The sequence below is a fragment of the Sporosarcina gallistercoris genome (assembly GCF_050459885.1).
GTDB lineage: Bacteria > Bacillota > Bacilli > Bacillales_A > Planococcaceae > Sporosarcina > Sporosarcina gallistercoris_A.
Map to the genome: position 1 here is coordinate 16,781 of NZ_JBCMNO010000012.1, position 21,008 is coordinate 37,788.

Here is a 21,008-nt window from a genome sequence, read left to right on the forward strand (position 1 = left end):
ACGGATATAAAGTCCGTATTAGCTTTTTTGAAAGGTGGATCCCATTGAACGAAGAACAATTTATTGAAGCACTACAAGAGAAAGGAATCTCTCTTACTGAGCAACAGCTTGCTCAATTCGACTTGTATTTCAAACTACTTGTAGAATGGAATGAAAAAATGAACTTGACGGCTATTACCGATGCACCGTCAGTTTATCTTAAACACTTTTACGACTCAATTTCGGCGGCATTCTTCTCGGATTTGTCGAAGGAAGTAACGCTTTGTGATGTAGGTGCAGGTGCAGGATTCCCAAGCATTCCGTTAAAGATCTGCTTCCCTAATCTGCACGTAACCATAGTGGATTCATTAAATAAACGCATTAATTTTCTGAATGAACTTGCAGAGAAATTGAATTTGGAAAATGTCCGATTCGTCCATGCGCGTGCTGAAGATTTCGGGCAAAATCCACTATACCGTGAACAATTCGATATCGTAACAGCACGGGCGGTGGCACGGCTAAGCGTTTTAGCAGAGCTGTGTGTTCCCGCGCTGAAAGTAGAGGGGCAATTCATTGCCATGAAAGGTGCTGCAGCGGCAGACGAAATGTCTGATGCAAAAAAAGCACTTGAAACTCTCGGCGTTGTGTTAGAAGATAAACATACATTCTCTCTTCCGCTTGAAGAGAGTGAACGGACTGTATTTGTTTTCTCTAAAGTCAAAAAAACGCCTAAAAAGTATCCACGAAAACCGGGCATTCCAAATAAGACGCCAATCTGTTGAACTGTTTCACGTGGAACATTGTAGGCCAGAAAGAAGGGGAGTGAGTTGGTTGCTTGCTCTCTTTCTTACATAGGTTTTCAGTCCAATTCAAAGGAAGTGGACTGCCATCAAAATGTATCAACGGAAAAATAGTTGAACGAGCGATGGATGGAAATCATCCTCTCTGCAGCGACTGGACGTGTTCACAACAGAGGATAGTCTTAAAAAGGTGGTGTCTGGAATGAAAAATACGTTCTCACGTTTTTTTGGGAATGGAGAAAAAGAACTCCCCCCGATAGAAGAGGCGGAACCTATGGTGAATGAATCCGTAGAACAAATTCAAATCGATCGTATTAAGCCGAATCGTTTTCAACCGCGCACCATCTTCTCTGAAGAGAAAATTGAAGAGCTGGCCCGTACGATTCATACACACGGAGTCATCCAGCCAATCGTCATAAGACAGACTGAAGAAGACGCTTATGAAATTATTGCCGGGGAACGTCGTTATCGGGCAATGAAAAAACTCGGATGGGCAGAGGTTCCCGCTATCGTTCGTAACTTGGATGATAAAGAAACCGCTTCTATTGCCCTGATTGAAAACTTACAACGGGAAGAACTGACAGCAATTGAAGAAGCGTACGCGTATGAAAAGTTGTTGGAGCTCCATGCGCTGACACAAGAAGCGTTGGCTCAACGTTTAGGAAAAGGTCAATCAACCATTGCAAACAAAATGAGGTTGTTGAAGCTTCCTGAGGAAATTAAGCAAGCAATATTGTCTAAAGAGTTATCTGAGCGCCACGCCCGCGCCCTCATTGCGCTGAAAGATCCTGAACTTCAGAAACAAGTATTTCAGGAAGCGTTAGAAAAAGGGCTCAACGTCAAACAATTGGAAGCAAGAATAAAGGAAGTGTTGACGCCTCCTGAGTCGAAAGAGAAAAAGGTAGCTCCACGCAGGAAGTCGGTAAGTAAAGATGTGCGCATTGCAGTCAATACAATTCGTCAATCACTGACGATGGTAACGAAGAGTGGAATTGACCTTACAACGGAAGAGGAAGACTCTGAGGACTATTACACATTCACGGTGAAAATCCCGAAATCTAAATGAAAATTGTGTAAAAAACTCTTGCTTCCAGTTGGCAAGAGTTTTTGTTCTGTTATTCGTACCATTTCGTGCACTTTTTTGGTAAACTGATAGATAGAACAATTATGTAAGGATCGAACAGCATGTAAGGAAGAAAGCAGGTGCTCGTTTGGGAAGAATTATCGCAATAGCCAATCAAAAAGGCGGCGTTGGAAAGACAACTACCTCGGTAAACCTCAGCGCCTGTCTTGCTCATATTGGAAAAAAAGTCTTGTTAATTGATACAGATCCACAAGGAAATGCTACGAGTGGGGTAGGCATTAACAAAGGGGATGTCCAGAACTGTATTTATGACATCCTGATAGATGACGTCCCAATGAAAGACGTTATTTTGCCGACGAAAGTGCCTCAACTGGATTGTATTCCCGCAACAATTTCATTGGCAGGAGCGGAAATTGAATTAGTTTCAACAATTTCAAGGGAAGTTCGTATGAAACACGCTATTCAGGAAGTGAAAGCCAATTACGATTACATCATTATTGATTGTCCGCCTTCTTTAGGCTTGTTGACAATCAATGCACTGACTGCATCAGATTCAATAATAATTCCAGTCCAATGTGAATATTATGCATTGGAAGGGTTAAGTCAGTTACTCAGCACCATTCGTCTTGTGCAAAAGCATTTAAACGAAAATCTTGTCATAGATGGTGTGTTACTGACGATGTTTGATGCACGCACGAATTTAGGAATTCAAGTAATAGACGAAGTGAAAAAATACTTCCAAGACAAAGTATATAAAACGATTATTCCACGAAATGTAAGGTTGAGTGAAGCACCGAGCCATGGTGAACCGATCATTATCTATGATGCGCGTTCACGTGGAGCGGAAGTTTACTTAGAGCTGGCAAAGGAAGTGGTTCACAATGGGTAAAGGTCTTGGTAAGGGAATTAATGCATTGTTTCCAGGAGAGTCGCTTGTAAAAGCGGAATCAGTGGAGCAAATCAATCTTAAAAGTATTACTGTAAATCCATATCAACCGAGGAAACGTTTCGATGAAGCAGCCATTCAAGAACTCAGTGCTTCTATTAAAGAACACGGTGTCTTGCAGCCGATCATTTTACGAAAAGTCGGATCTGCTCACGAGATTGTTGTAGGGGAACGTCGTTTCAGAGCAGCAAAGCTTGCTGGGTTGAGAGAGATTCCTGCAGTAGTTCGCCAACTTACAGATGCCGAATCAATGGAACTCGCAATTTTGGAAAACCTTCAACGTGAAGACTTATCACCAATTGAAGAAGCAGAAGCTTATCAAAACTTAATGGACAGTTTAGGTCTCACCCAGGAACAACTTGCATTCCGTTTAGGGAAGAGTCGTCCTCATATCGCCAATCACATCCGGTTGCTCGCATTGCCAGAAAAAATCCGTAAAGATATTACGGAAGGGAAATTATCGATGGGGCATGGTCGTACGTTACTCGGGTTGCGGAAAAAGGAACAAATTAGTATTATCGCGGAAAAGACGATGAAAGAAGGCTTGAACGTTCGTCAATTGGAAGCGTTAGTTCAAAAGCTAAACGAGCATGTTTCACGTGAAACAATTAAAAAGAAAGAAAAGAAAGACTTGTTTCTCGTGGAACAGGAAACAACGTTGCGTGAACACTTCGGAACGAATGTTTCAATTAAAAAGACAAAACATAAAGGGAAAATTGAAATTGAATTTTTCTCTGAAGAAGATTTTGAGCGAATTCTGGACTTGCTCAATGACTGAACGTGTACCTATTCCGCATAAGCGGAATAGGTACTATTTTTTAATGGTCGGGAAGTGATATGAGTGGTGTTTTACGGTACGTTAGTGAATGTAGCATTGATTGTCGCAGGTTCTTTGATAGGCAGGGTGTTTAAAAACATCCCTGATCGTATGAAACAGACAGTCATGTATGGAATTGCGTTAGCTGTCATGGCGATCGGTATTCAAATGACCTTTGAGAGTACACAGTTACTTATAGTAATAATTAGCATTGTTCTAGGGGCTGTAATCGGGGAATGGATCAATGTCGATCATATGATGGAGAAGGCGGGAAAGTGGTTGGAATCAAAAATGCCTGTCCAAAAAGGTGGACAAGGCATTTCCCAAGGATTTATTACAGCGACCATGATTTTTGTCATTGGATCCATGTCGATAATCGGGGCAATTGACAGTGGGTTGCGAAATGATCATGATGTGTTGATGATGAAAGGAATCATTGATGGATTCACCTCCATCATTCTCAGCTCGACACTTGGAATTGGGGTGATCTTTTCCGCGGTACCTGTATTGCTGTACCAAGGACTGATTACTTTGTTTTCTACACAGATCAGTCGCTTTGTCCCAGATGATCTTCTAGAACTTTTCATATCGGAGATGTCGGCGACTGGGGGTCTGATGATTTTGGCAATTGGCCTGAACTTAATCGGCTTGACTAAGATCCGAGTAGCGAATTTCATTCCCGCTATTCCCGTAGTGGCTCTGATTGTAAGTATCATATACGCGTTTTGACTGCAGGCGGCCATGAGCGAGTTGCAGTGCTCGTGAAATAGTTCGTCCCATTTCATAGGACAGATGAAGCCGCGTGCTTTGAAGGACGGAATGCTCCATAAATCCACCGATATTAACGACACCTTTTATTGCAATATCACCAACGGAAGGCAGTTCTTTTCCGACTGCTTTTCCTGGCTGCAAAGGACCGTCTTGGATAAGGAGATGGCCGACTGATTCACTTTTGCCAAGACACGCATCAACCGCGACCAAGTAGGCATCGGGATGGGTCACAGTAAGCTCAGAGACGATCTTTTCAATGTTGAGTGCATGAAGAGGTTCTTCTAAAGTACCGATTACGCGGTAAGGAAATGCTCGAGTTTCTGTGAGCAGCGAGCCAACGAGCGGACCTAGAGCATCACCAGTTGAACGATCTGTTCCAATGCATAAGAACAGGATTTCACGTGTAGTAAAAGGGATATTCTCAAGGAATAACGTGCTCAATTTCCAAACGGCTCCAGTTTCTTTGTAATGAATACGAGAGTTCAATTCAGCTTGTTCAAGTTTTTGCATAATCAGGCTCCTGTCTAGGAATAGTAGTAGGAATGTGTGGTGTCCTGCAGTATACTCAAAACAAAGCCAGATTATACGTACATAACTAATCTCAAGTGAATGTTTAAGAATGGATGATCGGAGTGAATAGATTGGAAGCAAAGCAATTTGGTATCAATGATGTCGTAGAGATGAAAAAACAGCATCCATGCGGAACGAATTCTTGGAAAGTCATCCGCATGGGTGCAGACATTCGAATTAAATGCTTAGGGTGCGACCATAGTATAATGATTCCGCGTAACGAATTCACAAAAAAAATGAAGCGCGTTATCCAGCAAGGTGAAACCGAAAGCTGAATGGACAGAAAGACGTTCTCTCCTTATAATGGAAGAGCTGCATTGAATAATCGAACATCATAATTTTGTATAGATGAAAGGTTGGGAAAGTTATGGCATTGACGGCTGGTATCGTCGGACTTCCGAACGTCGGAAAGTCCACGTTGTTCAACGCAATTACAAAAGCTGGTGCGGAGGCTGCAAACTATCCGTTCTGTACAATCGATCCGAATGTTGGAATCGTAGAAGTACCCGATGAGCGGCTTCAAAAGCTGACGGAACTTGTAACTCCGAAAAAGACAGTACCTACTGCTTTTGAGTTTACAGATATCGCTGGAATTGTTGAAGGAGCAAGCAAAGGGGAAGGACTTGGAAACAAGTTTCTATCTCACATCCGGGAGACAGACGCGATTTGTCAGGTTGTCCGCTGTTTCGCAGATGACAATATTACACATGTAAGCGGCAAAGTGGATCCGTTGTCAGACATCGAAGTGATCAATCTTGAATTGATTCTCGCGGATATGGAGAGCGTGGACAAGCGTCTCCAACGCGTCGCTAAAATGGCTAAGCAGAAAGACAAAGAAGCAATGATTGAAGAGCCGGTATTACTGAAACTGAGAGATGCTTTTGAAGCAGGAGAGTCTGCCCGCTCGGTTGACCTTACTCCAGAAGAAACAGCAATTGTTAAAGGGATGCATTTGTTGACCATTAAACCGATGCTCTACGTAGCGAATGTTTCGGAAGATGAAATCGCGGATGCTGCTAACAACGAGCATGTGCAAGCTGTTCGTGACTTCGCGGAAAAAGACAATGCAGAAGTCATCGTTGTCTGTGCGAAAATCGAAGAGGAGATGGCCGAGCTAGATGATGACGAGAAGCAGATGTTCCTCGATGAGCTTGGGATTGAGGAGTCTGGCCTTGATCAGCTGATCCGTGCTGCGTATCAGCTGCTTGGATTGGCGACGTACTTTACGGCGGGCGTGCAGGAAGTTCGTGCGTGGACATTCCGTAAAGGCATGAAAGCACCTCAATGTGCCGGTGTCATCCACACGGACTTTGAACGTGGATTCATCCGTGCTGAAACGGTTGCTTATGATGATCTGATAGCGGCGGGTTCTATGGCGGCTGCAAAAGAAGCGGGAAAAGTCCGTCTTGAAGGAAAAGAATACCTCGTTAAAGACGGCGATGTTATGTTATTCCGTTTTAACGTTTAAGTGGATTGAACAGAAAAAGCAAGGCATGAGAGGATTATTCCTTCATGCCTTGCTTTTTCATATCGGTGAAAGGGTTAGGATATACACGATTCGTCTCTTTAGAAGTCTGCCACTCATGCATTGTTTGAGCCCAGCGATTCGCAAGGCTCATGCAGATAAAGACGCGGGCGTTCCGGATCATCCTTCACGAGCCATTCGTCTGGAAATTGTTTAAGCTCTTTATACATTGCAAAGTCTCCAGCAGCTCCGCCAATTAGAAGCCCACCAAGCAATAACCATACACCGTCCGAAAGGTACAAACCAACGAGGGCCGGGATAACACCTGTCGTCCAAAATGGTAATAGCAGCGCTTTTCGAATGGCAGCATTCGTCATCCACTCATCCGTTGTAGCGTAAGCGATGCCAAGCTTCAAATTCACTCCGACAATCATCTTCCGCCATGGAACACCGGCAAATACGCGAAACCCTAACAAATGAAACAACTCATGAACAACAATCAGAACAATATATCCGATGACCACAAAAAGGACTTTCCAAAAAGAAAAAGAAATTGTCAGCTCCTGGCGGATAGCCCATTGAATCAGGATATCGCAGCCAAATATGCCGAGAGTTACCCATAAGGTCACCCACAGTCCTGTTTTCGCCACTCTTTGCAAATCTAAGTCCACAATATGTGCAGGTTCACTGGATGGAAGCATTGAACCACCTCTCTCTACGAATTCCTAGGTTGAATTTGAATTTCTTATGCTGTTTGACGATCTCGTTGTCAGTAACTAGGTCGATTTTTGAATCCAATTTATATAACTCCAACTATTTCTTTATTGTACAGGAGAAACGCTTGAATTACGAAGGAACTTGTGATAGTATGTATTGATGTGAGTAAACGAATTTACTTACTCCTTGCCCGCTGCATGCAGCAGGGCCCAAGTCCATAAGGAGGTGACTACAGATGAGAAAGTATGAAATTATGTACATTATTCGCCCAAGTCTTGATGATGACGCGAAAAAAGCATTGATCGAACGTTTCGACGGAGTCTTGACTTCTAACGGTGCGGAGATCATCGAGTCGAAAGAGTGGGGCAAGCGCCGTCTTGCATACGAAATCGACGATTTGCGTGAAGGTTTCTACCAATTGGTAACACTTAACGCAGATACAGAAGCGATCAACGAATTTACACGTCTTGCGAACATCAACGAAGGTATCCTTCGTCACATGGCTGTCCGTCTAGACGCATAATCCATAAAACTAACGTAAAAAACGATGAGGGAGGCTGAATTCTGATGATTAACCGTGTCGTATTGGTCGGCCGATTGACAAAAGATCCTGAACTCAAATATACACAAAGTGGAATCGCCGTCACTCGCTTTACATTGGCTGTGAACAGACCGTTCTCAAGCCAGTCCGGCGAACGTGAAGCAGATTTCATTAACTGTGTAGCTTGGAGAAAACAGGCGGAAAACACTGCGAATTTCTTACGCAAAGGAAGTCTGGCTGGTGTAGACGGTCGCATTCAGACAAGTAATTTTGAAGGACAAGATGGCAAGCGTGTCTTCATGACGGAAGTTGTGGCAGACAGCGTGCAATTCCTGGAACCTCGGAATGCAAACTCTGAACGATCCGGCTCACAAGATAGTGCACCTGCGTACGGAAACCAACAGTCCGACCGTCCGTATAATCAGAATCAGCAACAGAATCAGCCATCTTATCAGCCTAACCAGCAAAACTATACACGTACTGATGAAGATCCGTTCCAATCAGGCGGCGGTCCGATTGAAGTATCGGACGATGATTTACCGTTCTGATCCGGATTTCATCCCTACGGATAAAAAGGAGGAGAAACGATTATGGCACCACGTCGTGGAGGAAAAAGACGTCGTAAGGTATGTTATTTCACATCTAACAACATTACACACATCGACTATAAAGATGCAGACTTGCTCAAGAAATTTGTTTCTGAGCGTGGTAAAATTTTGCCACGTCGCGTTACAGGTACAAGCGCGAAGTATCAGCGTAAGCTGACTTCCGCTATCAAGCGCGCACGTATCATGGCACTTCTACCATTCGTAGCAGAAGAAAGATAATTACAAAAGCCACCTTGTCAGCCTGGGATGTCCTAGGGTGCGGGGTGGCTTTTTTATTCCCAGTAAAAATCCAGGGAACAGCTGTGTGGTTTTGGTGTCTGTCCTCTAATCGTGATACAATCAGTGGAGGACATCTGGATGAAATCTATAGCGCTTTTCTACACAGATGATGCATTACGAACCGGAGGAATCCAAATTATGCAAGACAATGCACGAAAACTGACATATGGAGCCATGATGATTGCACTGTTTGCAGTCTTGTTTGCGGTGAGCCTTTTTATCCCGCTGCTTGGCAGTGTGACACTGTTTTTCATTCCGCTCCCCATTCTGCTTTACCGACTTCGCTATGATCGAAGCGCAAGTCTTATTGTCGCTGTTGCGGCTATTTTAGTTTCTTCATTATTAGGCGGTTTCCTGTGGATTCCCGCTGCAATTTCACTTGTTCTCATTGGTTTTGTAATGGGCGAGACGATTCAACTAGGGAAATCCAAGTTCTATACTGTAATGGCCGTTAGCCTCACTGTCCTTTTTTCAATGGTCGTTACATATGTAGGCGGCGTGTTGTTTTTTGAATTCAATGCGATTGAAGTGATGATGGATACTTTCCAACAGGCACAAAAAAAGATGACGGAGTTTTTATCAGACGTAGGTACACTTCCAAAGGATTATGAAAAAATCATTTCCGATACGTTTTTATACTACCGTTCCACAATTCCGGCAATGGTCATACTGGGATCCTTATTTGCCGGCTATTTGTTTGTTGCTGCGAGCTTTTATACAGCAGGACGAGTAGGGGCGAACATTCAGAAGTTCCCACCTTTCCGGGAAATGAAACTTCCATTTATGACAATAGTTGTTTATGCGCTAGTGATTCTTTCTTCTTTCTTGATGGAAAATGATACAACGTCCACGTATTACTTAGTCTATATCAATGCCATGGTTATATTACGCTTTGCATTTTTGCTGCAAGGACTTTCGCTAATCTATTACTTTTTGCATGAACGACAGTTACCTCGCTTTATCACTGTGCTGGCTACAGTTTTTGCAGTGATGTTGAATCCGATGACGATACTGCTTGGGACACTGGACACGGCCATTGACATTCGGTCTTGGATAGGAAAAGACAAGGTGAACTAGGAGGATGAGACAATGACATCTTTTTTTAGGAAGAGAGCGATTCGTTATCCGCTTGCTGCCGTCTCACTCCTCGGCGTCCTGGCGGCAGTATTTTTGTTTATGTTCAACTTTTGGGTGGGGCTGATCTATACGGTGTTTTTCTTTGCACTCATCGGCTCTTCATGGAAAATTGAAGAACAAACCTATGTGGATACTGAAAAACATATTGAGACTATGTCTTACCGAATGAAAAAAGTCGGTGAAGAAGCACTTCTTGAATTGCCGATTGGAATCATTCTGCTGAATGAAAAGCAGGTTATTGAATGGGCCAACCCTTACGCGGCACAAATCTTCAGAGAAGACTCGTTGATTGGCGAAGAGCTTTTCGAGCTCTCTGAACAGTTCCGTTCATTTTTAAAAGACGATGTACCTGATGATTTGACGATGAAGGTGGGAGAACGTTCCTTCAGACTCGCATATAAGCCGGAGGATCGGCTCATATATTTATTTGATATAACGAAAAAGCGTGAGATCGAGTCATTGTATTATGCAGATCGAACGGTAATCGGTATCTTACTCGTCGACAACTATGACGAATTGGCACAGACAATGGATGATCAAACAAGAAGTCAGCTGAACTCCCTTGTGACTTCCCTCATTAATAGCTGGGGCGCGGACAATGGCATCTTTGTGAAGCGTGTCTCCTCAGACCGGTTCATAGCAGTATTCAATGAATCCATGCTGAATGAGCTGGAAAAGAACAAATTCGCGATTCTCGATGACGTGCGGGAAAAAACAGCGAAACAAAGTAACGGTCTGACGTTAAGTATCGGAGTGGGTGCAGGCTCTCCTTCACTCATCGAATTGGGTGAACTCGCACAATCCAGTTTGGATCTCGTGCTCGGACGCGGTGGAGACCAGGTCGCAATTAAACGATCGGATGGAAAGCTGAAATTCTTCGGAGGCAAGACGAATCCAGTGGAGAAGCGGACCAGGGTGAGAGCTCGAGTCATATCGCATGCATTACGTGACTTGATCCAAGGTAGTGATCAGATTTTTGTCATGGGGCATAAGATGCCGGACATGGATGCGATAGGCGCAGCAATTGGTGTCCGTAAAATGGCGCGGATGAACAATGTTCCGGGATATGTCGTGGTGAATTTTGATGAATTGGATGCGAGTGTTAATCGACTGATTGACGAAATAGAACGTGATACCGATTTGTATGATCATTTCATCCATCCTGACGAGGTATTATCTAAAATGACGGACAAGTCGCTTGTGGTCATAGTGGATACACATAAACCGAGCATGGTCATCGATGAACGCGTAATCGACAAAGCAGAAAAATTGGTTGTCATTGATCACCATCGTCGTGGTGAAGAGTTTGTACAAAATACAATGCTCGTTTACATGGAACCGTATGCATCATCGACTGCTGAATTGGTGACAGAGCTTATTGAATATCAGCCGAAAAATGAGAAATTGACGATGCTTGAGTCTACAGCGATGCTAGCGGGTATCGTGGTCGATACGAAGAGCTTTACATTACGGACGGGTTCCCGTACGTTTGAAGCAGCTTCTTATTTGCGAACAAATGGGGCAGACACCGTTCTCGTACAACGTTTGTTGAAAGAGAACATTGAAACCTATGTAGAGCGTTCGAAACTAATTGAAACGGTTGAGATCATGGATGGCGGGGTTGCCATTGCGAAAGGTGAAAACGGAGAGCCATACAATTCCGTATTGATTGCACAAACCGCAGACATCTTGCTGACGATGCAGGGAGTTTCAGCTTCCTTTGTCATCGCACCGCGTTCAGATGGTAAAATCGGTATAAGCGCCCGTTCGCTTGGTGAACTGAATGTCCAACGAGTGATGGAACAGCTTGGCGGCGGGGGGCACTTGACGAACGCCGCAACACAGCTGACGTTAGATAGTGTAGAAGAAGCTGAAGCACAATTGAAACAAGTAATTTTGGACGATCAGGAAAGGGGAGATTGAACATGAAAGTGATTTTTCTGCAAGATGTAAAAGGTAAAGGTAAAAAAGGGGACGTAAAAGAGGTTTCAGTAGGATATGCTCAAAACTTCTTACTAAAAAACAATGTAGCTGTCGAAGCAACGCCAGCAGCACTGAGCAAGTTAGAAGGACAAAAGAATCGCCAGGCAAAAGATGCTGCCGAAGAATTGGATGAGGCAAAAAAACTGAAAGCGCGTATCGAAGAGCTCACAGTCGAGTTGACAGCGAAGTCCGGTGAAGACGGTCGACTATTTGGATCGGTCACTTCCAAGCAAATTGCAGCTGCTCTGGAAAAGCAACACGGCATTAAGCTGGATAAGCGCAAAATGGATCTGCCGGATGCAATCCGTGCACTTGGCTATACGAATGTCCCTGTAAAGCTGCATCTCGATGTCAACGCGGTATTGAAAGTCCACGTAACTGAAGAATGATAAGGAGATAGTCTGATGGATCAAATGATAGATCGTATTCCCCCTCATAATAACGAAGCTGAGCAGTCCGTTATCGGCGCAATTTTCTTGGATCCTCAAGCGCTCATTACAGCGGCTGAAATTCTGATTCCCGAGGATTTCTACCGGACTGCACATCATAAGATTTTTCTAACGATGATCAGCTTAAGTGATAAGGGGCAGGCGATCGATGTGGTCACTGTCACGGAAGAACTGTCTGCGAAAAAGGAATTGGAAGATGTCGGGGGCCTCTCTTATTTAACAGAGATAGCCAACTCTGTTCCAACGGCTGCAAACATTGAACATTATGCCCGTATCGTGGAAGAAAAGTCGCTGTTGAGACGCTTGATTTCAGTTGCCTCTACGATTATGGAAGATGGATACACACGAGAGGACGAAGTGGAGGCACTCCTGTCCGAAGCGGAAAAGAAGATGATGGAAGTTGCGAATCGTAAAAATGCAGGTGACTTCCGTCATATTAAAGACGTGCTCGTGGACACGTATGACAACATAGAAATTTTGCATACGCGTAGAGGAGACGTCACGGGAGTTCCTACAGGGTTTGCTGACCTGGATAAGATTACTGCTGGGTTCCAGCCCAATGACCTGATCATTGTGGCCGCACGACCTTCAGTGGGTAAGACGGCATTTGCCTTGAACGTTGCACAAAACGTAGCAACAAAGACGGATGAGAACGTTGCAATCTTCAGTCTGGAGATGGGCGCTGAACAGCTCGTCATGCGTATGTTATGTGCAGAAGGTAATATTGATGCATCTGTTCTAAGGACAGGGAATCTTGAAGCGGAGGACTGGCGCAAGTTGACGATGGCGATGGGCAGTCTATCCAACGCAGGAATCTTCATCGATGATTCACCCGGTATCCGAATCAACGAAATCCGTTCGAAATGCCGGCGGCTTCAACAGGAGCATGGATTGGGAATGATTATGATCGATTACTTGCAACTCATTATGGGGAGTGGCAGATCGGGTGAGAACCGGCAGCAGGAAGTATCGGAAATCTCCCGTTCATTGAAAGCTCTCGCGCGTGAATTGAAAGTCCCTGTCATTGCCTTGTCCCAGCTGTCCCGGGGTGTTGAGCAGCGTCAAGACAAACGTCCCATGATGTCCGACTTACGAGAGTCTGGAAGTATTGAGCAAGATGCGGACATCGTTTCGTTCTTGTATCGTGAAGACTATTATGACAAAGAAACTGAAAATCAAAATATGATAGAGATTATCATTGCAAAGCAACGTAACGGTCCAACAGGAACGGTAACATTAGCCTTTGCAAAGGAATACAACAAGTTCTTGAATATCGATTGGTCGCAGCATGAGTCCTTTGGTGCTTAAACACGAATGTTAGAGAATAGTAGTTCTCTAACGTTCGTGTTTTTCTTGACGTGGGCCTTAAAGCTTGTTACAATAATAGCTGTTTGAATGAGGATGCTTATGCATCCAGCGGAGGTGCTGATAATGCCATCAGTAGTAGTTGTTGGAACACAGTGGGGAGACGAAGGGAAAGGGAAGATTACAGATTTCCTTTCAGAAAATGCAGAAGTAATTGCACGATACCAAGGCGGAAATAACGCGGGTCATACGATTATTTTCGGCGGCGAAACATATAAACTTCACCTCGTACCATCCGGCATTTTTTATAAAGAGAAGACGTCTGTTATCGGAAACGGCATGGTTGTCGATCCTAAAGCACTCGTCGGCGAATTGAAAGGCCTTCAAGACCGGGGCGTCAACACAGACAACTTGCGTATTTCAAATCGTGCTCATGTCATCTTGCCATACCACTTGAAACAAGACCTTGTGGAAGAACAGAGCCGCGGAGAAAACAAAATCGGGACAACAGGTAAAGGAATTGGTCCGGCCTACATGGACAAAGCTGCACGAATCGGGATTCGTATGGCAGACTTGCTTGACCATGAAGTGTTCGAGATGAAATTGCGTATGAACTTGAAAGAAAAGAACCGTCTGTTTGAAAAGATGTACGATACAGAAGGATTCAGTATCGAAGACATTTTAGAAGAGTATTACGGATACGGTCAAGAACTTGCAAAGTATGTGACAGACACATCCAAAGTGTTGAACGATGCACTTGACCAAGCACGCCGTGTCCTTTTTGAAGGTGCTCAAGGCGTCATGCTCGATATCGACCAAGGGACGTACCCATTTGTTACATCATCCAACCCGGTTGCCGGTGGGGTAACAATCGGTTCTGGAGTCGGGCCAACAAAAATCGATCACGTCGTAGGTGTATGTAAAGCGTATACTTCACGTGTCGGTGATGGTCCTTTCCCGACGGAACTATTCGATGAGATAGGCGATCAGATCCGTATAGTCGGTAAAGAATTCGGAACGACAACAGGTCGTCCGCGCCGTATCGGGTGGTTCGATAGTGTCGTCATCCGTCACGCACGCCGTGTAAGTGGATTGACAGACCTATCTGTAAACTCAATTGATGTATTGACAGGTTTGGATACAGTTAAAATCTGTACAGCTTATGAATACCAAGGTAAGACAATTACAGAGTATCCGGCTAACTTGCGTATGCTTGCTGAATGTACACCGATTTATGAAGAGCTGCCAGGCTGGACAGAAGACATCACCAAGTGTAAATCACTTGATGAGCTTCCAGTGAACGCACGTCACTATTTGGAACGCATTTCTCAACTTACAGACGTAACGATTTCAATCTTCTCAGTAGGACCGGATCGCACACAAACAAACGTTGTAAAAAGCGTTTGGCGTGCTTAAATCAATTCTATAAAACGCTTCCTCATTTCCTGCCTATGGGCAGAGTGGGGAAGCGTTTTGCATGCGGGGAATTTCGACAAAAACCGGGGGATATTCCCCGGGAAATAATATGCGGAGAATGCCTTCTTCAAGCGGTTTAGGAAACGATTGGAACGTGCGAAAATGCATGAAGAATGGTAGAGTAAAAGGATACCAAGTAAATGCGCCGACTCGGCCAGAAAGGGTAGAACTCATGCAAAACAAAACGATACTCGTTGTAGATGACGAGAAACCCATTGCGGATATATTGGAATTCAACTTAAAAAAAGAAGGCTTTACTGTCTATACAGCATATGATGGGGACGAAGCGCTGGCGAAAGTGGAAGAGGTCCAGCCGGATATAATGCTGCTCGACATCATGCTGCCAAAACAGGATGGGATGGAAGTATGTCGGGAAGTCCGCAAGAAATATGATTTTCCGATTATCATGCTGACAGCTAAAGACTCCGAGATTGATAAGGTTCTAGGACTGGAGCTCGGTGCAGATGATTATGTAACGAAGCCCTTCGGAACAAGAGAGCTGATTGCTCGCGTCAAAGCAAATTTGCGCAGACACCAAAAAGCTGCAGCGGAGGATGCGGAGGAAGTAACAAATGATATCACGGTCGGCAGTCTCGTCATCCAGCCGGATGCGTATCTAGCCCAAAAGCGAGGGGAAACCATAGAGCTTACCCACCGTGAGTTTGAACTGCTGCATTACTTAGCGAATCACATTGGACAAGTGATGACACGAGAGCACTTGTTGCAAACGGTTTGGGGCTATGATTACTTCGGAGATGTGCGGACAGTGGATGTTACTATCCGGAGACTTCGAGAGAAGATTGAAGACACGCCAAGCCATCCGACATGGATTGTGACACGTCGTGGCGTTGGCTACTACTTGCGAGATCCGGAACAGGAGTAACAGAATGAGAAAAGTGGGGATTTTCAATTCCATTCATGTTAAGTTTGTGCTGATTTACGTCATGCTCATCTTGCTCGCCTTGCAGATTATCGGTCTGTACTTTTCAAAAGAGTTAGAAGATACGTTAAAAGATAACTTTACCAACTCGGTTAAAGATCGTATTAATCTGGTTGAATTCAGCGTACGTGAAGAAATGCTGAAAGAGCGATCCTCGGACGATCCGTCACTCGAAACGAGTTTACGGACCGTCCTTTACGGGTTTAGTTCGGATGATATCAATGAAGTACGAGTCATCGATTCGAAATATCGTATTTTAGCATCTTCAGTACTGGATCATCAGAAAACGATGGTGGGACAGAAATCCACGGACGATATCGTCAAACGTGCCATTGTCTCTGAAAGTCCTCAAAGTGTCATTCAATTCAACAAAAAAACAAATGAACGAGTGCATATGCGCACGCATCCGATTATGAACGGCAGTGAAGTCATCGGAGCACTCTACGTGGAGTCCAACATTGAAAAGGTCTTTAAGCAGATCGACGAAATCAATCGGATCCTTGCAGGAGCTGCTGCAGTCTCGCTTACGATCACCATCATCATTGGAATCTTCATCGCTCAGACGTTCACCCGTCCTATTTCGGACATGCGTAGGCAAGCCCAAGCAATGGCGAAGGGGAATTACTCCAGGAAAGTCCGGGTCTATGGAAACGATGAGATGGGACAGCTGGCCATTGCGTTCAACCATTTAACGAACCAGCTGTTGGAGTCTCAATCCAGCACAGAAGCGGAAAGACGGAAATTGGCGTCTGTGTTGGAAAATATGACAGACGGAGTAATTTCAACAGATCGGAAAGGCCGGGTAAGTCTGATAAATGACTCGGCGCTCAGCATGCTCCGTATGACCAGTGATCTAGTATTGAACCGACCGATCAATACTATTCTTGGAATTGAAAAAGAGTATTCCTTTGAAGATTTGATAGAGATGCGTGAATCGATTGCGCTGGATTTTAGTACGGAAGACGAACCGTCTATTTTACGCGCAACATTTTCTGTGACCCAGCGAGAGACGGGCTTTGTGAATGGCCTCATAGTCGTTCTGCACGACAACACAGAGCAGGAAAAGATTGAAATGGAACGTCGTGAGTTCGTTTCAAACGTTTCACACGAACTAAGGACACCACTGACGACAATGCGCAGTTACTTGGAGGCCCTCGCTGAAGGAGCTTGGAGAAACGAAGACATTGCACCTGCTTTCTTGAAGGTGACACAAACGGAGACGGAACGAATGATCCGTCTTGTGAACGATTTGCTGAAACTTTCCAGAATGGACAGTAACGAATACGAGCTCAACACAGAGTGGGTTGACTTCAATACGTTCTTTAACTCAATTATAGATCGATTCGAGTTTTCCAAATCACAAGAAGTGAGCTTCCGTAGAATTGTTCCGCCCGTGGACCTGTTTGTTGAAATTGATACGGACAAAATGACGCAAGTAATTGATAACATCATTTCGAACGCGCTGAAGTATTCCCCTGACGGTGGAATTGTCCGTTTCAATGTTGCGGTATTGGAGGACTCGATCCGGGTAAGTATTTCAGATGAAGGCCTCGGTATCCCAGCGGCAAACGTGAATAGGATCTTTGATCGTTTCTTCCGTGCAGACAAAGCCCGTTCCCGTGCAATGGGCGGTACCGGACTAGGTCTCGCAATTGCGAAAGAAATGATTAGTGCACATGGCGGCAAGATTTGGGCGCATAGTGTCGAAGGGGAAGGGACGTCGATCTTCTTCACATTGCCTTATGAACAACACGATGATGGGGAGTGGGACGTATGAGACATATAGAGACAATCAAATCAGTCGTCCTGCTGCTGCTCGTCCTGCTGAGCATTACGTTTACATTTTCAATATGGTCGTATGCACCAAAGTTCGATCCGATTGACCAGAATCAGGCGGTCGATGGATCGATTACAAGCATACAAAACAAGAAACCGATATCCGAAATTGTGCTTCCTTACAAATGGGTCTTTAAATTTACCGATGAAGAACTATATGGAACGACAGATACGACGGTGATAAGCCCGGTTCTTGAGGAAATGATGCGCTGGAAAGTGTTTGGGCTAACTCCAGTGAATCAAGATCTAACGGAGGAAGAACTGAATACTATGCTCACAAAAGGAAATCAGTATACCCTCTATTATCCAGGAGAAGTACCGGTGTCCGTCTATGAAGATGTGCTGGAAATCGAGGACAAAAACGTTCCGGAAATTCTGTTCAATCGACTTATTATTAATTGGAACCCTGAAGACAGTTTACCTGAGGTCCACTTTATCAGTACCGTCAGCATGACGCATTATAAAGCGAAGGTCAAAATGGAAGATACGCAGCGTTTCCAAAAGTCGATCATTGATAAAGGAAAAAAGTTGTCTCAATTTAAAGAAGTACAGGTGAATGAAACTAAAACAATAGCGATATCAAGTGAACCAATCCCAGCCATCCGATCAACATACATTGAAGAGGAGATCAACCCCTCCCTGTTTAAAGACGCGTTGTTTACTGATCCGAATGCCGTACGCAGAAATTTGGTGGATACCAATACAGAAGAGTATGGAGACGATCATGCACTGATGAATATAAATACGAAGACAAAATTTCTGAACTTCGTGTATCCTCCTGAAAGTCAGGAAATAGCGATCCCGTCTGAACTGATGACAGCTACTATAGAATTTGTAAATGATCACAGCGGCTGGACAGATGATTATCGCTATTCTTATATGAATCCAGTATCACGTTACATTAAGTTTCAGCTCCATGACAATGGACTTCCAGTTTTCAGTGACGTCCCGGACGGTGCAGAGATAACGGAGGTGCTCGGAGACAATCGAGTACACCGCTACAGCCGTCCTTATTTTACACTCAATTCACCGATTAAAAGTTATGAAGTGACACTCCCTCCAGCAACGGAGGTTGCCCGTCACCTAGAAGCTTCAGACGATCTCGATTTCACAGCAATCGAAGAAATAAAGCCTGGCTATTTACTTGTTCAAGATACCGATGTTGGTGTTTTGAAGTTCGAACCCCATTGGTTCTATTACATCAAAGGGAAATGGGAAGTCTATAAGGAAGAGCTGAATCGGAAGGGAGGCGGCCTTCTTGGATTGGAGTAAAACCAAAACAATCTTCATCATTGTATTTTCGATACTGAACGTATTCTTGTATTTCTTGTTTTTGAACCGGAATGCTAATATTGAAAACCTTGAGGTGACGGGTAAAACATCTATGGAAGATGTCTTAAAGCAAGAGAACATCACGTACAAACTGCCTCCATTCGTAGACAAAGAAGCATCGTTTGTTTCTGCAGATATCGTTGACTTCCATAAAGAATCGCTAAAAGATCTAAAGGGCCAAAAAACATCCATTATAGGTGACAATCTACTAAGGTCAACCATTACAGATAAAATAACACTTCAAGAAGCGAAGAAAGATGATTTTAAAGCTTTCCTATCCCAATACGTATTGAACGGCACGGAATACGTTCTGTGGGAGGTGGCGGATGATCAAAAGAAAGCAGTCTTCTTCCAACAATTCGAAGGGCGTCCGATCTATTATAGTCCAAGTGCGATGCTCGAGGTCTCTTGGAATGAGAACGAAAAGATCCAATCTTATGAGCAGCACATGTTGAAGGACTTTGCGAATTTCAACAAAAAAGACTTGCTGTCACCGCTAGAGATCATTGGTTCGCTCGCTTCACGAGGTTTGCTGAAACAGAACTCTGAAGTGACGAATGTCAAAATGGGCTATTCAACGCTTGTGCGTTTAACGGAAACCCAAGTGTTTGCCCCAACTTGGGATGTTCAAGTAAAATTAGAGAATGGGGAAAAAGAGCATCACTTCCTCAGTGCCAATGAAGGTAAAGTAATTGAGTTCCAACTGGAGAAAGAACCCGAAGTAAACGAAGAGCAATCCGAATAAGGAGTTTTTACAATGCGTTTCAGCATACTTGCCAGTGGCAGTACTGGTAATTCCATTTATATAGAAAACGACTCAGGAGCTTATTTAGTAGACGCAGGCTTAACAGCAAAACGAATTGAAGCCCAGCTTGCAAAAATCGGGCGTTCGATGAAAAACGTCAACGCTATTTTCGTTACGCACGAACACAGCGATCACATTAAAGGTGTGGGTGTCTTAGCGAGAAAACACGGCGTTCCCATTTACGCGAATGAAAAGACATGGCAAGCGATGGATGGCCTAGTAGGAGAAATCGCGCTTGACCAACGATTTCAGTTCGACATGGAAACAGTCCATTCACTCGGTTCAATTTCTATAGAATCGTTCGCCGTTTCCCATGACTCCGTCGATCCGATGTTCTACGTGTTCCATGAGAATGATCGTAAACTCGCGATCATTACCGATACCGGATACGTAAGTGATCGGATGAAAGGAATCATTAAGAACGCGGACTCCTTTGTCTTCGAATCGAATCACGACGTCGGCATGCTTCAAATGGGTCGCTATCCGTGGAGTGTGAAGCGGCGTATATTGAGTGATGTCGGTCACGTATCCAATGAGGATGCCGCAATTGCAATGAGTGATGTCATTGAACAAAAAGAGACCCAGATCTATCTGTCTCACTTAAGCCGCGACAACAACATGAAAGACCTTGCCCGCATGAGTGTCGAGCAGACGTTACAAACATGCGGCATCGTCGCAGGAGAGTTCGTCCATCTGCACGATACGGACGCAGAAGAACCAACTGAATTAATCACAGTGTGAGAAGGAAACCGTAGCGCTTTAAGCGCTACGGTTTTTTGATAGGATGAATTCGATTAGAGTGCCAGCCGCTGGTATTCTCAGCTAGCCGCTCGTTTCCGTCTTGCACCTGCCTGTTTAGTCGGGGAACCCGCTCGTTTCGATCTTGCACCCGCTCGTTTCGATCTTGCACCCGCCCGTTTCGCCGAGGAACCCGCTCGTTTCAGTCGGGAATCCGCCCGTTTCTGCGAGGAACCCGCTCGTTTCCGACGTCCACCCGCCCGATTCGCCGAGAAACCCGCTCATTTAAAATTACAAAACTCGAGTTGTCCAATCGTTATATCTTCTAAAGTGGGAACGATTCACTCCATACCATCGTCTCTTTTATAGAAGTTCCCATATTTCTTTTAAATTCTTCAGAATGGGGTAAAGTGTAAGGAGAGAATTGAAT

23 protein-coding genes are annotated in these 21,008 nt (G+C 44.4%); 20 read left to right on the forward strand and 3 right to left on the reverse strand.

The window, feature by feature from the left end; translation table 11 throughout:
- Positions 1 to 44: 44 nt before the first annotated feature.
- The 5 genes from rsmG to ABE021_RS07415 all read left to right on the forward strand — a co-directional run bounded on the left by rsmG (position 45) and on the right by ABE021_RS07415 (position 4,355).
- Complete coding sequence (gene rsmG / locus ABE021_RS07395; protein ID WP_430287809.1) at positions 45 to 761, forward strand: 16S rRNA (guanine(527)-N(7))-methyltransferase RsmG; 717 nt, start codon at positions 45 to 47, stop codon at positions 759 to 761.
- Positions 762 to 981: 220 nt separating this feature from the next.
- Positions 982 to 1,845 (forward strand): nucleoid occlusion protein, encoded by an 864-nt coding sequence (gene noc / locus ABE021_RS07400; RefSeq protein ID WP_430287810.1) that lies wholly within the window; start codon positions 982 to 984, stop codon positions 1,843 to 1,845.
- A gap of 145 nt (positions 1,846 to 1,990) precedes the next feature.
- Positions 1,991 to 2,752, forward strand: coding sequence for a ParA family protein (locus ABE021_RS07405; RefSeq protein ID WP_430287811.1), 762 nt, complete (start codon positions 1,991 to 1,993; stop codon positions 2,750 to 2,752).
- On the forward strand, positions 2,745 to 3,587 hold the full coding sequence (locus ABE021_RS07410; protein WP_430287812.1) for a ParB/RepB/Spo0J family partition protein: 843 nt from the start codon (positions 2,745 to 2,747) through the stop codon (positions 3,585 to 3,587). Before ABE021_RS07405 ends, ABE021_RS07410 begins: the two co-directional genes overlap by 8 nt.
- A 63-nt stretch (positions 3,588 to 3,650) precedes the next feature.
- A complete protein-coding gene (locus tag ABE021_RS07415) occupies positions 3,651 to 4,355 on the forward strand; it encodes a DUF554 domain-containing protein (protein ID WP_430287813.1) in 705 nt (234 codons plus the stop codon).
- Here the strand turns inward: ABE021_RS07415 and yyaC are convergent.
- Positions 4,266 to 4,907, reverse strand: coding sequence for a spore protease YyaC (gene yyaC, locus ABE021_RS07420; protein WP_430287814.1), 642 nt, complete (start codon positions 4,905 to 4,907; stop codon positions 4,266 to 4,268). The two genes, ABE021_RS07415 and yyaC, sit on opposite strands and share 90 nt — an antisense overlap.
- A 131-nt stretch (positions 4,908 to 5,038) precedes the next feature.
- Here yyaC and ABE021_RS07425 point away from each other — a divergent pair, with 131 nt between their 5' ends.
- Together ABE021_RS07425 and ychF are read left to right on the forward strand one after the other, a co-directional pair.
- Complete coding sequence (locus tag ABE021_RS07425) at positions 5,039 to 5,242, forward strand: DUF951 domain-containing protein (RefSeq protein WP_430287815.1); 204 nt, start codon at positions 5,039 to 5,041, stop codon at positions 5,240 to 5,242.
- A 92-nt stretch (positions 5,243 to 5,334) separates the two neighbouring features.
- Positions 5,335 to 6,435 (forward strand): redox-regulated ATPase YchF, encoded by a 1,101-nt coding sequence (gene ychF / locus ABE021_RS07430; RefSeq protein WP_430287816.1) that lies wholly within the window; start codon positions 5,335 to 5,337, stop codon positions 6,433 to 6,435.
- 113 nt (positions 6,436 to 6,548) lie between these two features.
- On the opposite strand, the gene ABE021_RS07435 is transcribed toward ychF, so the two are convergent.
- The gene (locus ABE021_RS07435) at positions 6,549 to 7,133 is read right to left on the reverse strand and encodes a DUF3267 domain-containing protein (RefSeq protein WP_430287817.1); all 585 of its coding nucleotides are present in this window, start codon (positions 7,131 to 7,133) and stop codon (positions 6,549 to 6,551) included.
- 251 nt (positions 7,134 to 7,384) lie between these two features.
- On the opposite strand from ABE021_RS07435, the gene rpsF reads away from it, so the two are divergent.
- The 13 genes from rpsF (at position 7,385) to ABE021_RS07500 (ending at position 20,581) form a co-directional block, all read left to right on the forward strand.
- On the forward strand, positions 7,385 to 7,672 hold the full coding sequence (rpsF, locus tag ABE021_RS07440; protein WP_430287818.1) for a 30S ribosomal protein S6: 288 nt from the start codon (positions 7,385 to 7,387) through the stop codon (positions 7,670 to 7,672).
- Between the two features lie 44 nt (positions 7,673 to 7,716).
- Entirely contained in the window at positions 7,717 to 8,238 is a 522-nt protein-coding gene (gene ssb, locus ABE021_RS07445) for a single-stranded DNA-binding protein (RefSeq protein WP_430287819.1), read from the forward strand.
- A gap of 42 nt (positions 8,239 to 8,280) precedes the next feature.
- Positions 8,281 to 8,517 carry a 30S ribosomal protein S18 gene (rpsR, locus tag ABE021_RS07450; RefSeq protein ID WP_191691937.1) on the forward strand — a complete coding sequence of 79 codons (237 nt, stop codon included), beginning with the start codon at positions 8,281 to 8,283 and terminating at the stop codon, positions 8,515 to 8,517.
- A 138-nt stretch (positions 8,518 to 8,655) separates the two neighbouring features.
- Positions 8,656 to 9,654 (forward strand): YybS family protein, encoded by a 999-nt coding sequence (locus ABE021_RS07455; RefSeq protein ID WP_430287820.1) that lies wholly within the window; start codon positions 8,656 to 8,658, stop codon positions 9,652 to 9,654.
- 12 nt (positions 9,655 to 9,666) lie between these two features.
- On the forward strand, positions 9,667 to 11,637 hold the full coding sequence (locus tag ABE021_RS07460) for a DHH family phosphoesterase (protein ID WP_430287822.1): 1,971 nt from the start codon (positions 9,667 to 9,669) through the stop codon (positions 11,635 to 11,637).
- Between the two features lie 2 nt (positions 11,638 to 11,639).
- Entirely contained in the window at positions 11,640 to 12,086 is a 447-nt protein-coding gene (gene rplI / locus ABE021_RS07465) for a 50S ribosomal protein L9 (RefSeq protein ID WP_430287824.1), read from the forward strand.
- 15 nt (positions 12,087 to 12,101) lie between these two features.
- Positions 12,102 to 13,454: a replicative DNA helicase gene (dnaB, locus tag ABE021_RS07470; RefSeq protein WP_430287825.1), complete on the forward strand. Its 1,353-nt coding sequence runs from the start codon at positions 12,102 to 12,104 to the stop codon at positions 13,452 to 13,454.
- A 123-nt stretch (positions 13,455 to 13,577) separates the two neighbouring features.
- Positions 13,578 to 14,867 carry an adenylosuccinate synthase gene (locus tag ABE021_RS07475; RefSeq protein WP_430287826.1) on the forward strand — a complete coding sequence of 430 codons (1,290 nt, stop codon included), beginning with the start codon at positions 13,578 to 13,580 and terminating at the stop codon, positions 14,865 to 14,867.
- Positions 14,868 to 15,099: 232 nt separating this feature from the next.
- A complete protein-coding gene (gene yycF, locus ABE021_RS07480; RefSeq protein WP_430287828.1) occupies positions 15,100 to 15,810 on the forward strand; it encodes a response regulator YycF in 711 nt (236 codons plus the stop codon).
- Between the two features lie 4 nt (positions 15,811 to 15,814).
- The gene (gene walK, locus ABE021_RS07485; protein ID WP_430287829.1) at positions 15,815 to 17,644 is read left to right on the forward strand and encodes a cell wall metabolism sensor histidine kinase WalK; all 1,830 of its coding nucleotides are present in this window, start codon (positions 15,815 to 15,817) and stop codon (positions 17,642 to 17,644) included.
- Positions 17,641 to 18,975 carry a YycH family regulatory protein gene (locus tag ABE021_RS07490; RefSeq protein ID WP_430287830.1) on the forward strand — a complete coding sequence of 445 codons (1,335 nt, stop codon included), beginning with the start codon at positions 17,641 to 17,643 and terminating at the stop codon, positions 18,973 to 18,975. The genes walK and ABE021_RS07490 overlap by 4 nt, the downstream gene beginning before the upstream one ends.
- Positions 18,962 to 19,780, forward strand: coding sequence for a two-component system regulatory protein YycI (locus tag ABE021_RS07495; protein WP_430287831.1), 819 nt, complete (start codon positions 18,962 to 18,964; stop codon positions 19,778 to 19,780). The genes ABE021_RS07490 and ABE021_RS07495 overlap by 14 nt, the downstream gene beginning before the upstream one ends.
- A gap of 12 nt (positions 19,781 to 19,792) precedes the next feature.
- On the forward strand, positions 19,793 to 20,581 hold the full coding sequence (locus tag ABE021_RS07500; RefSeq protein WP_430287832.1) for an MBL fold metallo-hydrolase: 789 nt from the start codon (positions 19,793 to 19,795) through the stop codon (positions 20,579 to 20,581).
- 114 nt (positions 20,582 to 20,695) lie between these two features.
- Here the strand turns inward: ABE021_RS07500 and ABE021_RS07505 are convergent, their stop codons facing one another.
- Positions 20,696 to 20,863, reverse strand: coding sequence for a hypothetical protein (locus ABE021_RS07505; RefSeq protein ID WP_430287833.1), 168 nt, complete (start codon positions 20,861 to 20,863; stop codon positions 20,696 to 20,698).
- Between the last annotated feature and the right edge of the window lie 145 nt (positions 20,864 to 21,008).

What these genes read in the sequence shown, in the direction of transcription:
- noc (WP_430287810.1), top strand. Translation starts at nt 982, where the DNA reads ATGAAAAATACGTTCTCACGTTTTTTTGGGAATGGAGAAAAAGAACTC.
- ABE021_RS07410 (WP_430287812.1), top strand. Translation starts at nt 2,745, where the DNA reads ATGGGTAAAGGTCTTGGTAAGGGAATTAATGCATTGTTTCCAGGAGAG.
- yyaC (WP_430287814.1), bottom strand. Translation starts at nt 4,907, where the DNA reads ATGCAAAAACTTGAACAAGCTGAATTGAACTCTCGTATTCATTACAAA.
- ychF (WP_430287816.1), top strand. Translation starts at nt 5,335, where the DNA reads ATGGCATTGACGGCTGGTATCGTCGGACTTCCGAACGTCGGAAAGTCC.
- ABE021_RS07435 (WP_430287817.1), bottom strand. Translation starts at nt 7,133, where the DNA reads ATGCTTCCATCCAGTGAACCTGCACATATTGTGGACTTAGATTTGCAA.
- rpsF (WP_430287818.1), top strand. Translation starts at nt 7,385, where the DNA reads ATGAGAAAGTATGAAATTATGTACATTATTCGCCCAAGTCTTGATGAT.
- ssb (WP_430287819.1), top strand. Translation starts at nt 7,717, where the DNA reads ATGATTAACCGTGTCGTATTGGTCGGCCGATTGACAAAAGATCCTGAA.
- rpsR (WP_191691937.1), top strand. Translation starts at nt 8,281, where the DNA reads ATGGCACCACGTCGTGGAGGAAAAAGACGTCGTAAGGTATGTTATTTC.
- ABE021_RS07455 (WP_430287820.1), top strand. Translation starts at nt 8,656, where the DNA reads ATGAAATCTATAGCGCTTTTCTACACAGATGATGCATTACGAACCGGA.
- ABE021_RS07460 (WP_430287822.1), top strand. Translation starts at nt 9,667, where the DNA reads ATGACATCTTTTTTTAGGAAGAGAGCGATTCGTTATCCGCTTGCTGCC.
- rplI (WP_430287824.1), top strand. Translation starts at nt 11,640, where the DNA reads ATGAAAGTGATTTTTCTGCAAGATGTAAAAGGTAAAGGTAAAAAAGGG.
- dnaB (WP_430287825.1), top strand. Translation starts at nt 12,102, where the DNA reads ATGGATCAAATGATAGATCGTATTCCCCCTCATAATAACGAAGCTGAG.
- ABE021_RS07475 (WP_430287826.1), top strand. Translation starts at nt 13,578, where the DNA reads ATGCCATCAGTAGTAGTTGTTGGAACACAGTGGGGAGACGAAGGGAAA.
- yycF (WP_430287828.1), top strand. Translation starts at nt 15,100, where the DNA reads ATGCAAAACAAAACGATACTCGTTGTAGATGACGAGAAACCCATTGCG.
- walK (WP_430287829.1), top strand. Translation starts at nt 15,815, where the DNA reads ATGAGAAAAGTGGGGATTTTCAATTCCATTCATGTTAAGTTTGTGCTG.
- ABE021_RS07490 (WP_430287830.1), top strand. Translation starts at nt 17,641, where the DNA reads ATGAGACATATAGAGACAATCAAATCAGTCGTCCTGCTGCTGCTCGTC.
- ABE021_RS07500 (WP_430287832.1), top strand. Translation starts at nt 19,793, where the DNA reads ATGCGTTTCAGCATACTTGCCAGTGGCAGTACTGGTAATTCCATTTAT.
- ABE021_RS07505 (WP_430287833.1), bottom strand. Translation starts at nt 20,863, where the DNA reads ATGAGCGGGTTTCTCGGCGAATCGGGCGGGTGGACGTCGGAAACGAGC.